The sequence below is a fragment of the Erythrobacter sp. CCH5-A1 genome (assembly GCF_001557115.1).
GTDB lineage: Bacteria > Pseudomonadota > Alphaproteobacteria > Sphingomonadales > Sphingomonadaceae > Erythrobacter.
The window spans coordinates 1-12,634 of the sequence record NZ_LSKQ01000123.1 but is presented as its reverse complement, the minus strand read 5'-3'; the positions used below and the strand labels follow the sequence as shown (position 1 = coordinate 12,634).

At 63.6% G+C, this 12,634-nt stretch carries 20 protein-coding genes; all 20 read right to left on the bottom strand.

Annotated features, from left to right (window positions below; genetic code table 11):
• Positions 1-43: 43 nt before the first annotated feature.
• The 20 genes from AX708_RS06350 to AX708_RS06255 all read right to left on the bottom strand — a co-directional run bounded on the left by AX708_RS06350 (position 44) and on the right by AX708_RS06255 (position 12,377).
• Positions 44-424 carry a hypothetical protein gene (locus AX708_RS06350; protein ID WP_066526706.1) on the bottom strand — a complete coding sequence of 127 codons (381 nt, stop codon included), beginning with the start codon at positions 422-424 and terminating at the stop codon, positions 44-46.
• Positions 421-846, bottom strand: a complete 426-nt coding sequence (locus AX708_RS06345) for a phage tail tube protein (RefSeq protein ID WP_066526705.1) — start codon at positions 844-846, stop codon at positions 421-423. The genes AX708_RS06350 and AX708_RS06345 overlap by 4 nt, the downstream gene beginning before the upstream one ends.
• Positions 847-891: 45 nt before the next feature.
• The gene (locus tag AX708_RS06340) at positions 892-1,278 is read right to left on the bottom strand and encodes a DUF3168 domain-containing protein (protein WP_197425926.1); all 387 of its coding nucleotides are present in this window, start codon (positions 1,276-1,278) and stop codon (positions 892-894) included.
• A gap of 24 nt (positions 1,279-1,302) precedes the next feature.
• A complete protein-coding gene (locus AX708_RS06335; protein WP_066526700.1) occupies positions 1,303-1,749 on the bottom strand; it encodes an HK97-gp10 family putative phage morphogenesis protein in 447 nt (148 codons plus the stop codon).
• Positions 1,733-1,987, bottom strand: coding sequence for a hypothetical protein (locus tag AX708_RS06330; protein WP_066526699.1), 255 nt, complete (start codon positions 1,985-1,987; stop codon positions 1,733-1,735). Before AX708_RS06330 ends, AX708_RS06335 begins: the two co-directional genes overlap by 17 nt.
• Complete coding sequence (locus AX708_RS06325) at positions 1,984-2,298, bottom strand: head-tail adaptor protein (protein WP_255357979.1); 315 nt, start codon at positions 2,296-2,298, stop codon at positions 1,984-1,986. The genes AX708_RS06330 and AX708_RS06325 overlap by 4 nt, the downstream gene beginning before the upstream one ends.
• Before the next feature lie 30 nt (positions 2,299-2,328).
• On the bottom strand, positions 2,329-2,724 hold the full coding sequence (locus AX708_RS06320; RefSeq protein WP_066526694.1) for a hypothetical protein: 396 nt from the start codon (positions 2,722-2,724) through the stop codon (positions 2,329-2,331).
• A gap of 11 nt (positions 2,725-2,735) precedes the next feature.
• On the bottom strand, positions 2,736-3,323 hold the full coding sequence (locus AX708_RS06315) for a phage head-tail connector protein (protein WP_066526689.1): 588 nt from the start codon (positions 3,321-3,323) through the stop codon (positions 2,736-2,738).
• A 14-nt stretch (positions 3,324-3,337) separates the two neighbouring features.
• Positions 3,338-3,739, bottom strand: coding sequence for a hypothetical protein (locus AX708_RS06310; protein ID WP_066526688.1), 402 nt, complete (start codon positions 3,737-3,739; stop codon positions 3,338-3,340).
• Between the two features lie 2 nt (positions 3,740-3,741).
• Positions 3,742-4,086 (bottom strand): hypothetical protein, encoded by a 345-nt coding sequence (locus AX708_RS06305; RefSeq protein ID WP_066526686.1) that lies wholly within the window; start codon positions 4,084-4,086, stop codon positions 3,742-3,744.
• A gap of 2 nt (positions 4,087-4,088) precedes the next feature.
• On the bottom strand, positions 4,089-4,364 hold the full coding sequence (locus AX708_RS06300) for a hypothetical protein (protein WP_197425924.1): 276 nt from the start codon (positions 4,362-4,364) through the stop codon (positions 4,089-4,091).
• A 36-nt stretch (positions 4,365-4,400) separates the two neighbouring features.
• On the bottom strand, positions 4,401-4,676 hold the full coding sequence (locus tag AX708_RS06295; protein WP_066526682.1) for a hypothetical protein: 276 nt from the start codon (positions 4,674-4,676) through the stop codon (positions 4,401-4,403).
• 14 nt (positions 4,677-4,690) lie between these two features.
• On the bottom strand, positions 4,691-5,521 hold the full coding sequence (locus AX708_RS06290) for a hypothetical protein (RefSeq protein WP_066526676.1): 831 nt from the start codon (positions 5,519-5,521) through the stop codon (positions 4,691-4,693).
• A gap of 81 nt (positions 5,522-5,602) precedes the next feature.
• Entirely contained in the window at positions 5,603-5,881 is a 279-nt protein-coding gene (locus AX708_RS06285) for a hypothetical protein (protein WP_066526674.1), read from the bottom strand.
• Positions 5,882-5,956: 75 nt separating this feature from the next.
• On the bottom strand, positions 5,957-7,282 hold the full coding sequence (locus AX708_RS06280; protein ID WP_066526672.1) for a phage major capsid protein: 1,326 nt from the start codon (positions 7,280-7,282) through the stop codon (positions 5,957-5,959).
• Positions 7,283-7,285: 3 nt separating this feature from the next.
• A complete protein-coding gene (locus AX708_RS06275) occupies positions 7,286-8,230 on the bottom strand; it encodes a S49 family peptidase (protein ID WP_066526667.1) in 945 nt (314 codons plus the stop codon).
• Between the two features lie 11 nt (positions 8,231-8,241).
• Positions 8,242-9,510 (bottom strand): phage portal protein, encoded by a 1,269-nt coding sequence (locus tag AX708_RS06270; protein WP_197425923.1) that lies wholly within the window; start codon positions 9,508-9,510, stop codon positions 8,242-8,244.
• Positions 9,510-11,408, bottom strand: a complete 1,899-nt coding sequence (locus tag AX708_RS06265; RefSeq protein ID WP_066526664.1) for a terminase large subunit — start codon at positions 11,406-11,408, stop codon at positions 9,510-9,512. The genes AX708_RS06270 and AX708_RS06265 overlap by 1 nt, the downstream gene beginning before the upstream one ends.
• Positions 11,356-11,676: a hypothetical protein gene (locus AX708_RS06260; protein ID WP_197425922.1), complete on the bottom strand. Its 321-nt coding sequence runs from the start codon at positions 11,674-11,676 to the stop codon at positions 11,356-11,358. The genes AX708_RS06265 and AX708_RS06260 overlap by 53 nt, the downstream gene beginning before the upstream one ends.
• A gap of 101 nt (positions 11,677-11,777) precedes the next feature.
• Positions 11,778-12,377, bottom strand: coding sequence for a phosphoribosyltransferase (locus AX708_RS06255; protein WP_067489704.1), 600 nt, complete (start codon positions 12,375-12,377; stop codon positions 11,778-11,780).
• Between the last annotated feature and the right edge of the window lie 257 nt (positions 12,378-12,634).

Sequence of the window (12,634 nt, the reverse complement as noted above, 5' to 3'; positions counted from 1 at the left end):
CGCCAGAAACTGTCCGGATCGAACCCGGCTTCAGCCCATAGGCTTAGGAGCTGATACCAGTCCCAGCCGCCTGATCCGTCGCCGTGGCGATCTGGTCCTTCAGCGCGTTTCCCAGTTTCGACTTCGCCGACGGGAATGAGGCCGCAAGCGCTTCGCCGACGATAGTCAGCAAGCGTTCGTTACCGATTTCACTGGCAAGGTTCAGTACCGTGTCAAAGGTGATCCCGGCGTCCTGGTGACGAAGCCCGGCCATCATGCACATGCAGACGGTCTTGAAAGACCCCTTGTTCATGATCGCCTGGGCGGCGTCGTTCAGGCCCAGCCCGGTTGCGTCTTCGACTTCGATCCACGCGCGGGCGTCCAGCCGGACGGTCCACGACTTGCCAGCGGCTTCGAAGGTCACGCCGTCGCTTTGCCGCATCATGTGCCGGCCGCCTCAGTGATCTGGCCCGAAACCTTGAAGGTGAGAACCGCCGTCATCTTGTCGTCGATCACCACGTCGTCCTTTTCGTAACCCGTGACGACGCAATTGCCGGTGAAGTCCCGCGAAGCGGTTGCGGCGGGAACATTGATCTTCCACGGTCGCACCGAACGCGAGAGCAACGCGCCGGTCAAAGCCGTGTCGGATGCGCTTCCGGGAAGCCAGTTGACGCGGATCGACCCTTCGCCCGCTTCGATCAGCCCGGCGATGAATTCGCGGACGCCGCCAGCCGAACCGTGAACCGTCGTGTCGATTGTCTCGACCGTCGGGCTGGGGGGCGTCACGGACATGACGTCCGAAATTTCCAGAAGCGTTGTCGGATTGCCGATGAAGAACTTCGCGCCGAAGCCATGCTTTCCGGCCATAGTTCAGTCTCCTTTGTTGAATGCCGCCGGGAAGCGAACTGATTTTCAGGCGGCGGGTGAAAACCAGACAATGAAGTCCAGACTGTAGCGGTGGACCTTCAGTCCCCCGCCGACGTCTTCAATCAGCGGACCACGTTCGGCGTCCAGCAAGGCGACGCTGAAGGCGATCCCGCCGACGGTCGCGCGGGTTTCCAGCGTGGCGATCAGCGCGTCCGCGACCGCCTTGGCTTGGGCGCTGTTCGCGCCATAGCAATCGAACTGAATGCGCGGGTTGCCCGTCGGATCAGCGCCGCCGTGGACGTAGTTCCGGCCCGGCGACACGCCCAGCATGGTAATTGCGGGCAAGGGTTCCTTTTTCACCCGTTCGCCCCAGGTGATCCGGTTGCCGACAAGCGCGGACAGCGCCGGGGTCGCCAGCAAGCGGGCGGTCAATGCGTCTTCCATGTCGCCCCCGGATCAGTTGCGCGCACGCTTCGCCGCCCGTCGTGCTACGCGCGCCGCCGCTTTCTCGATTTCAGTGCCCAGTTCCGAACTGATCGTTTCCAGCGCGCCTTCCTTGTTTGCGTCCCAAGCGGGGCGAATGAAGGGCTGGGCGCGCTGATGCTCGTTCCCGAATTCGTTCTGGACGCCCGCCGGGTCTTTCACGCCGACATGAACTTCGACTTCGGACTTGCCCAGCTTGCGGTTCATGGCGGCTTGGCGACGCGTCAAGCGCGTCCCTGTGGTTACGTCGCGTCGAAGGCGACCGGACATTTCCGGCGCGGCGGCGGCGGCGTCCGCCTCTATCGGTTCCGCCGCCTTTAGCAGCACCCGCTTCAGGACGTTCTTCCCCGTGGCCTTTGGCAGTTTGGCAAGCGCGTCTTCCAGTTCGCGCAGCCCTTCGATCTTAACCCGCCCCGTCATTGCCGCCAGCGGGCGCTTCAGCCTGATCCGACGACGGCGGATCGACCGGCGGCGGGGACGCGGGCTTCTTCGACCGGCGACGCGCCGGGCGAGGCGGGCGCGCTTCAGGGTCTTCAACCAGACCAGCGGCGATCAGCGGTCCGGCGTGGACATCGGGGACGTCATATTCATCACCCTTCGCCTTTTCGAACTTGTCGCCATAGCCGTTCATGTGCGGGATCAGCGTCTTGACCTTCATGCGTTCAGTCCTTCTTCGGAATAGGCGATCCCGACAATTTCGATCCCGACGCGCCGGCCGATTTCCGTGACGCCGATGATCTGAAATTCCCGGCCATCGCAGACAAGGCGGTCGCTGGGCGAAATGCTGGCGGTCCGGGCGGTCCAGCGCACCCGCCAGACGCGTTCGACTTGGGCGGCGGTTTGCCCGCCCTTCCAACTTTCCGTCGGACGTTGCTGGACCTGTTCAGCCATGAACGATCCGAAGTCCGCCCAGACTTCGACGGGTTCGTTCATGGCGTTCCGCGTGGGCGCAGAAGCCCGGCGGATCATGATCCGCTTGTTCAGCCGTCCCAGCCGCATTTACTGTTCCAGGATCGTCTTTGCCGCGACGCGGTAGCGAAGGAAGGCGATCTGGCGAACTCGGTCCAGGTGGACCGCTTGCGACGTGATCGCCGCTTCCATGATCAGGTGTCCCGGAACCGCGATTGCGTCTTCTTCGATCCGGCTGTCCAGCCGCGCGCGGATCACTTCGGACAGCCGGGCGGCTTCAGGGAAGCCCGCGCATGGCATGGGGAAGGTGATTTCCAAGTCGTGCCCCAGCCCGGCTTGACCGAACGGGAACTGGATCGGCAGTTCGTCCGCCTTCGTGCAACACGAACCGGCATCCCCGGACCGCGCCAGCAAGTCGTCCGGCCCGACGCCGTTAAGGATTAGGCCCGCGATTGCTTCGCCGATCCGAAGGGAAATGCTGTTCATGGCGGTTCCCTTCAGGCGACGAACGGAAGGCGGAACTGGAACAGCAAGTCGTCCAGCGCCATTTGCACTTCCGACGAAATGGTCCCGACGACGACGGCTTCGCGGTTCTGGTCCCAGTGCCCGACAAGCAACTTCATTGCGTGGATCAGGTCTTCCGGCACGTCCGAAGGCTTTTCCCAGCCCGCGCGCCATTGGACGACGACGGCGCTGGGCGTGTTCACCGTGGACGGCCATGTCGTCGAAGGGGCGGGATAGACTTGGGCGACGCGCGACACGGCGTCCACGGCATACTTCGCGGGGTCCAGCGTCTGGACCGCGTTCGCCGTGTCGCGATAAAGGATCGACAGGACCGAAGGGCTGTCCCCGCCGCCCAGCCAGATCGGCCCGCGCGGGAAGTGCGACAGGTGCGTTTCCCTCGTCTGAAGAAGGATCGGATAGCCCAGTTCGCGTTCGATCTTGCGATGGGCGGCGGCGCACAAGTCGGCGACATGATCGTCCTGATCCGTGTCTTCCGGTTCGATCCGAAGCTGGCGCTTGGCTTCGAACACGGAAAGCGGGTGCCCGTCGGGCTTGACCGTGACAATGGTCCCTTGCCGCATGGCGCTTCCCCCTGTCAGGACAATCCGGGCGCGATGAACCCGCGACCGTAGAAAATGCGGGACGCGTCCCCGGCGGCGTCGATCAGGCGGCAGTCGTGGAAATACTCGCCGTCTAGCTCCAGGCTATCCGCCGCGTCGATCCGGACGTCCAGCCGTCCGCAATTCGCGCCGCCCAGTCCAGCGTCCGCCGTGGCGACCGTCACCCCGTCGCCCAGCGCCTTCGTCAGAACCGTCGCGCTTCGCGGGGTCCGCGCCAGCGTCCAGATCACGGACTGGGTTCCGGCAAGCGGAACCGGGTTCCCGGCGTCGTCGAAGACTGTCACCTTCAGGATCAGGCCCGCCCCGGCGGACAGGGTGAAGTTCTGGGGCAGTCGCGCGGACCCTTGCCCTATCGTGGCGGAAAGCCTGTCTGCCATGTTCACGCCTTCCTTGGGGGCTTGCAGGTGATATGCCGAACCCTTCGAAGGTTCAGTTCCCTTAGCTTTCGCCCCTTGCGCAGATCGAACACGAAGCGCGGATCGTTGAAATATGTCCGCCCGAACTCGGCAGGGGACACGCCGTATTTGATCAGCCAGTCTTCGACGGCGCGCAGCGGATCGAACTTGTCGGGAAGATTGACCGACGCGCCCAGCCCGCGCCAGTCGGCGATGAAATTCCGGCGGTGTTCGACGATCTTGTCCAGCTTGCGTTCTAGCTGTTCGATCTGCCTGTCATAATTCGCCAACTTGCGCGCCTTGGCTTCGTCGGCGGGCGTCGGCGGCATAGTCAGGCGAGGGCGACCAGATCGCCCGCCGTCGTGCCGGTCGCCCGAACGTGCGATGCGCGGATGCAGATTTCCTGACCGCTGACCAGGTTCTTCAGCGTCACGTCCGCGTCGGCGCCGATCCCGCGAAGGGTGACATCTCCGCCGGTTCCTATGTAGATGGCCTTGGGCACCACGGGCAGCGGGTCCGTGTCGTGCGGCACAATCGCATAGGGGTTGATGGAAGACGCGATCAGAAAGTCACCGGCAACGCCGTTGAAGTTGTCGATCTGGGGCATAGTCAAACCTTCGCTGAATGGTCGATAGGGCGCGCGTCATGCGCAGGCGACAAGGTGGGCGGCGGTCGTTCCGGTGGCCCGGACGTGCGAGCACCGGGCGTAGATGTAACCGCCCGCCGGGCAGTTCTTCAGCACCACGTCCCCGTCCGATCCCAGCCCGCGCAGCACGACGTCCCCGGCGGTCCCAACCCAGATGTAGCGGGGCACCACGGGCAGCGGGTTCGTGTCGTCCGGGATGATCGGGTAAAGATTGATGGCGGGCGCGGTCAGAATATCGCCAGCCGTTCCGTTGAAGTTGTCAATCTGGGGCATGGTGTTTCACCTCTCTAGCCGTGGACGATCTTCCCGCCCCCGCGAAGCGTGCCGGTGGACGTGGTGCTGGGAAGGATGATCGGGAACAGACAGGCGTCGTTCGGAATGTCGGGCAATCCGAGCTGTGCCCAGTCCGCTACGTTCGAAAAGTTCGCCAGAGGCATGGGAAGCGTCGTGCGCGGACGGGTGACGGTGATCCCCGCGCTTCCAGCCGCGCCGGTCGAAGCCGATAAGGTGACGGAATTGACGCCCCGGATCGTGCGCCCCTGCTGTCCAGCGGTGCGCAACGCGTCCAGCGAAAACAGGCGGCTTGCCGCCAGCGTCCCGCCAACGGGCAACAGGTTCAGGTTTCCGGTCGATCCGTCGTCGAAAGTGACATTGAACGTCGCGTTCGAAGCCGTAGCGCCGCCCGCCGTATAGACTTCATACCACCATTGAAGATCAGTGAAGTTTGCCGCGCCGATCCGCGCCGCTGCTACGCCAAGCGTCTGAACGTCCACGCCGACGGTTTGCGGCGTCGTCACGGAAAGGTTCAGTCCGCCCATGTGCGCAAGCCGATCATGGATTTCGAGCGCTTGGGCGTTGTTGCTGCATACCGCCCAGAGCCAGGCCAGTAGGCTTTGATTGGGCGACGTCTGATTGGCAAAGGGGATAGCCCCCGTCATTGCCTTTGTGCAGACTTCCGCCGCGCCGGGAATGGCACCCTGTCCCGGCGTTCCGGTTGCGCGCCACATGGAAGCATATTGCCCGGCGACTTGCGCGGCGATGTTCGCCTTGTCCAGAACGATCCGGCTTGCATTGTTCGCCAGCGCGGAAATGATCTGGTCGCGGGTTGTTATTGTCATGTCGCGCCTTCCGAAAAGGCGCAGCCGCCAGACCCGCGAACGGGCAAGGCGACCGCTAGTTCAGGGAGAGATTGGGCGGCGTTACTTCTTGCGCGCCGCCAGAACCGCTTCGATCTTCGCGGCACGATCCGCCCCGTCGACGACCTTCACCTTTTCGGCGGCGATCAGCTTGTCCAGCGCGGCGTCGTCCAGCGTGGCGGGATCGACAGGTTCGTCCGTCTTCGCCTTCGCCGCCTTCACAGGTTCGGCGATCTTGCGTTCGATCAGATCGTCCGCAACGGCGTCTTCGAAGCCCGCGACTTCGCCTTCATTGTAAAGCGCGCCGACAATGAACGGCATGAGAAACTTGACTGCTTTCATGGGATTTCCCCTTGGATCGGATTTAAACCAGTGGCGGGGCTGAAGCGATTATGCCCCAGTCCCGCCAGTGTCGGATCACATGGCCCAGGTGACGCCGGTCAGAACCGCGAAGGCGGTGTCATAGCGGACCTGGGTGTCGTGTTCGGCGATCAGACGGACGACAGTTTCGTCATTGCTGAACGCCGCGCGCATCGTCCCGCCGTCGTCATAGGCGGCAACGTCGGAAGCCGCGATTGCGATCTGTTCCGTGTCGCCGATCATGAACTGGGCGAAGTCGCCGAAGTAGATTTCCGACTGATTGGTGCCCGCGCCGAGGTTGTCCGGGACCGACGTGGTGACGCCAATCGGGTAAATCCCCAGCCGCCCTTCGGCGACTTCCGGGAACGCCTTGTTCCCGTTGCCGTCGCGGAGGTTTTCCAGGAACAGCAACGTCCGGGGCGACATGATATAGCCGCACTGGGTCATGGGAATGTTGGCGTTCAGCACCGCCAGCCGCAGCTTGCCCAGATCATTCGTGACGTTGACCAGGTTCACGGTCGCGTTCGCGGCGATCACGTTCCCGGCGGCGATCAGGTTGCGAAGGCCCGTCGGCGCGGTTGCCGATCCGACCCCGCGAAGAAACTGCTGATCTTCACGGCGCGACACGCCTTCGACCAGATCGTCCCTGATCATCATCTGGACGTTCAGGGACGCCCGGCGAATGAGCTGATTGGTGATCGGGACCAGCGCCGTCAGGCGCTTCGCGGACATGGTGATCTGTCCGACGGTCGCTTCCGTCTTGGGTGCCGGGACACGTTCGCCGACGTAGCTGGCGTTCGTCCCGGCGGTCTTCCGGCGCGTCGTCAGGTTGCCGTCGGGCATCGGGATCGTGCGTGCCCCCATCTGGCGCATGACGACACGGGGGCGCAGAATGTCAATGAAGTCCGACGAATAGGCGGTGTCCACCAAGAACCCGCCCTTCGTGTTCGTCGCCTGCTCCATGTTCGCGACGATCTGCCCCATCTCCGAACCGTAAAGCTGTTCGGCGGCGCTTGCCATGGCGCGCTGATCCCCGCCGCCAATGGCGAACGCTTGGGCGATCCGCGCCATCATGATCCCCGGCTTCGTCGGTTCGCGGACCTGGGCGGGGAAAGTCACCCCGCCGCCGCCCGCGCCGGGCGTGCCGCCGGGAAGGATCACGGGCGAAGCCGCCGACGCCTTCAGCGCCAGCATTTCTTCTTCGCGACGGATCGACGCCTGAAGGGCACCGGCACGCGCCTTCAGTTCGTCGAACGACGTCTGTTCTTCCGCCGAAAGATCACGCGGATCGCCGGTTTCGGCGTCCGTCGCGGCTTCGATCACGGCGTCCATATCGGCAAGGACGGCCGCCAGCTTTTGCTTCAATGCAGCAATGCGCAGCATAGTTCAGTCTCCTGTGGTGAATGAAGCGGCGCGCATTTGCGCAACTTCGAGGGAAAGCGCCGCAGCGGCCCGCCTTGGCGTTGCTGAACGGGAAGGCCGCGCAAGCCGCTGAAGGACCGCTGCGAGGCCGCCAGCCTCAACACGGTCGATCATTCCGGCTTCCTTGGCCTGCCGTGCAGACTTCGTTCCGCCGCGACCGAAGTCCCGCTTCACTGTGGAAACGGGCACCTTCCGGCCGCGCGCGACGTCGGACAGGAACACTTCTTCGATCCCGTCGATCATTTCGCGAACCTTCGCCTGTCCTTCGTCCGTGGACAGGTCCACGCGCTTGTCGGGCGCGTTGGAACTGACGACGTGGACAGCGCGGGCACCATTGCTGTCCGGCGCTTCCTGAACGCTTCCGGACATCATCACGCCAATCGACCCGATCAGCGCGAACGGGTCCGCGACAATTTCGGTCGCCTGGCTGCAAATGTGATAGGCGGCGGAACAGCAAAGCCCCGACGCGAAGACCGTCACCGGCTTCGACGAACCGGCGACCAGCGCCGCGAACGCGCGGACGTCCGTGATCACCCCGCCGGGGCTGTCCGCCACGATCAGAATGTTCCGGACTTCAGGGCTGGCTTCGACCTTGCGGAAGTCGGCGGCAAGGGTTGCCAGCGAAGACGCGCCCGACATTTCCGTCATCATGTTGGCGCGGGGGAAGATCGGACCGAACAGCGGAAGGCTGGCAACGCCGTCACGGATCGCAGCGGACCGCGCGCCGGGGAAGGGTGCGCCCATTTCCGCAATCGCTTCCGCCATGCGGTCCGCGTGCCCGTCCAGCTCGACGCCGATCACGGCGGGATTGTCGAAGGCGCGCGAAGCAATTGCTTCGATTGCGTCCATGTATTCGGGCAAAATCGCCCAGGGCTGCGAACGGATCGCAGCCAGAACCCGGTTGTTCATGTGATTGCCCCTTACGGTTGCGGCGGCGCGGAAGTCGGATTGGGTTCGCCGGACACGGCCATGTTCGCCGGGCGCCAGTATTCTTCGCCCGCCTTGCCCCCTATCGGCTGCAAGTTTTCGCGGCGGCGGATTTCGTCCGCGTTCATCGCGCCGCTTTCGCGTGCCGCCTTGTAGGCTTCCCAGCGGGTCTTCACGTCGCCCTTCAGCAAGGCGTCCGGCAAGAATTCGAAGAAGTGCCCCGGTTCCGCGAAGTAGTGCGTCGCCGCGCTGGCGACCCGTTCATAGTGCGGCATCATGGAATACATGATGAATTCCAGCGACTGCTGTTCAATGTTTGAAAAGGTCGCGCGAGAAAGTTCATAGAGCAAGTGCGGCGGGACGCCGAAGGCCCGCGCCACTTCGACGACATTGAACGCCCGGACTTCGACGAACTGGCTGTCCCGGTTCGTCGCGCCTAGCGTCGTCGCGTCCATTTCCTGATCCAGAACCGCAACTTCGCCCGCCTTCCGGGCACCGCTGAACATGCGCTTCCAGTCAAACTTGATCTTCGCCTTGTCTTCCGGATTGACCTTGCCCTTCGCTTTCAACAGCGTCGCGGGCTGGGCGTTGTTCTCCCAGAAATGCCGGGCATACTCCCCGGCGGCGACCGCCGATCCCAGCATGTCGTCCAGCAACTTGACCCGGTTCACCCCCAGCAAGCCGTCGCGGCTGAAGCCGGGGACGTGCCAAATGTCGGTCCGGCTGAAGCGTCCCGACGATCCGTCGGGAAGCTGGGCGTCATAGAACAGTTCCAGCCCGTCGGTCCGGTCCCAGAACTGGGCGGGCTGAACAGCGCGCGGGTTCAGGCGAGACAGCGACTTCGGGCGGAACATGCCGTCGCGGTGGACGAAGTTCGCGAAGCCGCCCGCCATAAGCATGTCGCCCAGCAAGACTTCTTTGAACAGGAAGATCGACTGGGCGTCGTTCGGGCGATCATGGAACAGGGTGAACAGGTGCGAATTGTCGGCGCGCGTCTTCCCGTCAGCTTCGCGGCGATAGTAGATCATGGGCGTCATGGCGAAGACGCCCGTCAGGATTTCCAGCGCGTGAAGGACCGCTGGAAGCGTCATAGCCGAACGCTCCGTCACGGACACGCGGCTTCCGCCCTTCGTCCCCGTCATGATCCAGAACGTGTCACTGTCCGGATCGGTCAGTTCGCTGGAAGCTGAAGGCGCGCTGGGCGCGGTTTCGCCAGCGCCCAGCGGTTCCAGCCAGCGGGTGAAGATCGACCGAATGTCCATTATAGCCCCGTGTATTCGAGGGTTCCGGGACCGGCGTCCGGTTCGACCATGACAATCGGCGCAATTGCGTTGATCATGGCGTCCACCCCGTCGATCTTGTTGGCGCTTTCCGGGCTTTCCTTCTTCGGAATGATCGTCCCGTTGACGTGCCGCGTGACTACCGCGTTCGAAACCATCCAGGTCATGACGGGATTGCCGTCGTGTCCGATGTGCTTCGCCGGGTCTTTCGCCCGAACGCGGGCTTCCAGTTCCTTCGCCGGGTTCGTGACGTTCGCGGCCGACTTATGCAGCACGGCGGCAATTGGATCGTCCGGCGATCCCAGGTCTTCGTTCAGCCGCGACGCCATTTGCTGGGCGGCGGCGAACTGGTCGAAGGTGATCTTCCGGACGGACTGGGTTGCGACCAGCCAGCGAATGAACATTTCGACGGTGTTGTGATCGACAAAATCGCCGGGCGTGGTGAGCAAGTCGCCCTGCCATTCCGGCGGCAATTCCTTCAGCGGCTTGTCCCAGATCGGCTTCCCGTCGCCGTCCAGATCGAACAGCGGCGGCAAGCCTTCCAGCTCGTCAGGGTCCAGCGGCGGTCCGCCATTGTGCCCGGCCCAGACGCCATAGGTCGATTGACCCGTGTCGCTTTGGGTTTCCCGGATCAGCGCCGCCGCCGGAATGAAGAACTTCGGCTTGACGACAATCTTGCCGTCTTCCGTCTGTCCGATCAGCACGACGGCGGTTATGTCGTCCTTGTCCGCAAGGTCCGCGCCGACGGTGCATTCCAGCCCGTGGAAGTCGTCCCAGCCCAGGCCGTCAATCGTCGCCTTCTTCCACTGATCGACCGAAAGCCAGGCGCTGGCGGCGTTCAGCCAGACGTTCAGGCGCTTCGTCAGGAATTCGCCAAGGCTTTCAGGGCTGGCCTTCGCTTCGATTGCGTAGCCCCGGAACTCCGAAAGATCGACCGCCGCGCCCAGCAAGGGGTTCGCCTTGCGCCAGTTCGCTTCGTCGAACGGATCGTCGCCCTGGTCGATTGTGAAGATGATCCCGAAATAGTGATCGGCTTCGACCGCGCCGTTCAGTATCTTCGCCAGCAAGGTCCGCTGTTCATAGCAGACGCCCCGGACGTTATAGCCCGCCGTGGTGATCATCCACATAAGCGGCTGTTTCCGGGCACCGAAGGCGGACCGGATCACGTCGAACAGCCCGCGATCCTTGTGCGCGTGAAGTTCGTCCAGGACCCCGACATAGGGGTTCCACCCGTCTTGCGTGGACGACTTGGAATTGATCGGCTGAACCGATCCGCCATTGTCACCGCATGTGATCGACCGCGCCCAAGCCTTCAGGGCGAAGGCGTCGCGAAGCGCGGACGTCCGGTCCACCATTTGCTTCGCGGGCTTGAACACCTTGTCAGCCTGGGCGCCGGTTGTCGCGCCGACAACAATGTCCGGCCCCAGCTCGCCTTCGCATGTGAGGCAATAAAGGACGATCCCCGCCGTCAACGTGGACTTCGCGTTCTTGCGGGCGACTTCGATATAGGCGCGGGTGAAGCGCCGCCGATCATCCGACTTGCGACGGAAGGCGAAGACATTCACCAGAATGAAGACTTGCGCCGGTTCCAGCGAAAGCGTCGGCGTGTCCCACGACCCTTGAACGTGCGGCAACTTTTCAATGAAGTCGCAAACGTCGTGCCCGTGCCATTCGCTGAAATAGAACTCGCAGTCCCGCCGCCGCGCGCGCTTCAGATCGGACAGGAACCGCTTCGCCGCCAGGCGGACGAACTCGCAATGTTCCTTCCGCTTCCGGTCCGCGACAGCGCCCGACGCATAGTCGAAGGCGATCTGGACGAACTCGCTTTCAAACCTTGCGACCGTTGCGCGCGAACGGGTTTTCGGTTTGCGTGACGCCATTCTTCGCCCCCTGACGGACGCGCGGCCCCGCAATGCCCAGCAACTCGCGCATTCGGCGAAGCTCCGTGAGATACGCGGCCGGCGGCGGTTCGCCAGCAATGAAGGCGGCGCGGACCAGCGCTTCCGTCGAACAGTATGTCGCGAACAGCGAACTGTCCCGTTCCGTCACCCCGGCAAGCATGACGCGGCTGATTTCTTCCAGCCAGATTTCTTGCGCGGCGGGCGACAGGTAGCTGGGCACAATCGGCGGATCGCCAGCGGTGATCAATTGGACCGGACCGTCGCCGTCCCGATCCGGTCGAAGTGTTCCGCGCTTCGCCTTCGTGACAGCCGTCTGGGGCTTAGGTCCGCGCTTCATGGCGACCCCGACTATCGGCCCCAGCGGCGACCGCCGCCGAAGATTGATCTGGGCGCGGGGACTTCTTCGTCGTCTTCAACACGGCGGCGTCCCCCTATCCACGCAATGCCGAAGGCTTCCAGCCCGGCGTTTCGAAGGGCGTTCAGGGCTTCTTCCAAGTGCCAGCCCGACGTCGCCACGTCGTCAATGACGATCACGCGTCCCTTTGGCTTCACCCGCCATTGCAGCGGGGGAAGGTTGGCAAACTGTTTCGGGTGACTGGCACCCGACACGAAGCGGTCTTCCCAGACCTGGACGAACTCGACGCCCATGGCTGAAGCGACCGCTTGCGCCAGCCGCTTCCCCAAGCAGTCGGGAACGCGTGAATGTCCGCACGGAACCGACGTGATCACCGCGCCGTCAAGCGATCCGAAGACCTTCCGAAGCAAGCCTTCGACGGAAGCCGCCGCGACGTCGCACGTCGCGCAACAGCCCGCCGCCTTCGCGCGCTTCAGGTGTTCGATCTGGTCCGCCTTCAGATCAGTCCGCCAGTGCGAAGCGACCATGTAGGCGACGCCGTTGCGCGAATAGAAAGCCGGGTGATCGACCAGCCCGGAACACCATTCCGTCATGATCGTCGCCCTGTCCAAGCCCGGCGGCGGACCCCCCGTCTGGAAAATTTAATGAAACCCGAAAGTTCTATCTGACTGCGCAAATTTTTGACTGGGGCGCCGGTCCGGAAGGCGCGCGCTGCCAGAGATTGGAAGCCCCCCCTGGGGGTCCGTGTCTCCGACGGCGCGCGCCGTGTTGAAGTCCATTGTTCGAAGGTCGATCGTAAGCGTCCGGCCGACCACGTGTTGCGCGGTCGGCGCTGGACGGTGAAGGACGG

Bases quoted from the DNA above. Each gene is read 5' to 3' on its own strand.
- AX708_RS06285 (WP_066526674.1), bottom strand. From the start codon at position 5,881: ATGAAAGCAGTCAAGTTTCTCATGCCGTTCATTGTCGGCGCGCTTTAC.
- AX708_RS06300 (WP_197425924.1), bottom strand. From the start codon at position 4,364: ATGCCCCAGATCGACAACTTCAACGGCGTTGCCGGTGACTTTCTGATC.
- AX708_RS06350 (WP_066526706.1), bottom strand. From the start codon at position 424: ATGATGCGGCAAAGCGACGGCGTGACCTTCGAAGCCGCTGGCAAGTCG.
- AX708_RS06320 (WP_066526694.1), bottom strand. From the start codon at position 2,724: ATGAACAGCATTTCCCTTCGGATCGGCGAAGCAATCGCGGGCCTAATC.
- AX708_RS06330 (WP_066526699.1), bottom strand. From the start codon at position 1,987: ATGAAGGTCAAGACGCTGATCCCGCACATGAACGGCTATGGCGACAAG.
- AX708_RS06305 (WP_066526686.1), bottom strand. From the start codon at position 4,086: ATGCCGCCGACGCCCGCCGACGAAGCCAAGGCGCGCAAGTTGGCGAAT.
- AX708_RS06290 (WP_066526676.1), bottom strand. From the start codon at position 5,521: ATGACAATAACAACCCGCGACCAGATCATTTCCGCGCTGGCGAACAAT.
- AX708_RS06265 (WP_066526664.1), bottom strand. From the start codon at position 11,408: ATGGCGTCACGCAAACCGAAAACCCGTTCGCGCGCAACGGTCGCAAGG.
- AX708_RS06270 (WP_197425923.1), bottom strand. From the start codon at position 9,510: ATGGACATTCGGTCGATCTTCACCCGCTGGCTGGAACCGCTGGGCGCT.
- AX708_RS06280 (WP_066526672.1), bottom strand. From the start codon at position 7,282: ATGCTGCGCATTGCTGCATTGAAGCAAAAGCTGGCGGCCGTCCTTGCC.
- AX708_RS06335 (WP_066526700.1), bottom strand. From the start codon at position 1,749: ATGACGGGGCGGGTTAAGATCGAAGGGCTGCGCGAACTGGAAGACGCG.
- AX708_RS06345 (WP_066526705.1), bottom strand. From the start codon at position 846: ATGGCCGGAAAGCATGGCTTCGGCGCGAAGTTCTTCATCGGCAATCCG.
- AX708_RS06275 (WP_066526667.1), bottom strand. From the start codon at position 8,230: ATGAACAACCGGGTTCTGGCTGCGATCCGTTCGCAGCCCTGGGCGATT.
- AX708_RS06325 (WP_255357979.1), bottom strand. From the start codon at position 2,298: ATGATCCGCCGGGCTTCTGCGCCCACGCGGAACGCCATGAACGAACCC.
- AX708_RS06310 (WP_066526688.1), bottom strand. From the start codon at position 3,739: ATGGCAGACAGGCTTTCCGCCACGATAGGGCAAGGGTCCGCGCGACTG.
- AX708_RS06315 (WP_066526689.1), bottom strand. From the start codon at position 3,323: ATGCGGCAAGGGACCATTGTCACGGTCAAGCCCGACGGGCACCCGCTT.
- AX708_RS06295 (WP_066526682.1), bottom strand. From the start codon at position 4,676: ATGCCCCAGATTGACAACTTCAACGGAACGGCTGGCGATATTCTGACC.
- AX708_RS06255 (WP_067489704.1), bottom strand. From the start codon at position 12,377: ATGACGGAATGGTGTTCCGGGCTGGTCGATCACCCGGCTTTCTATTCG.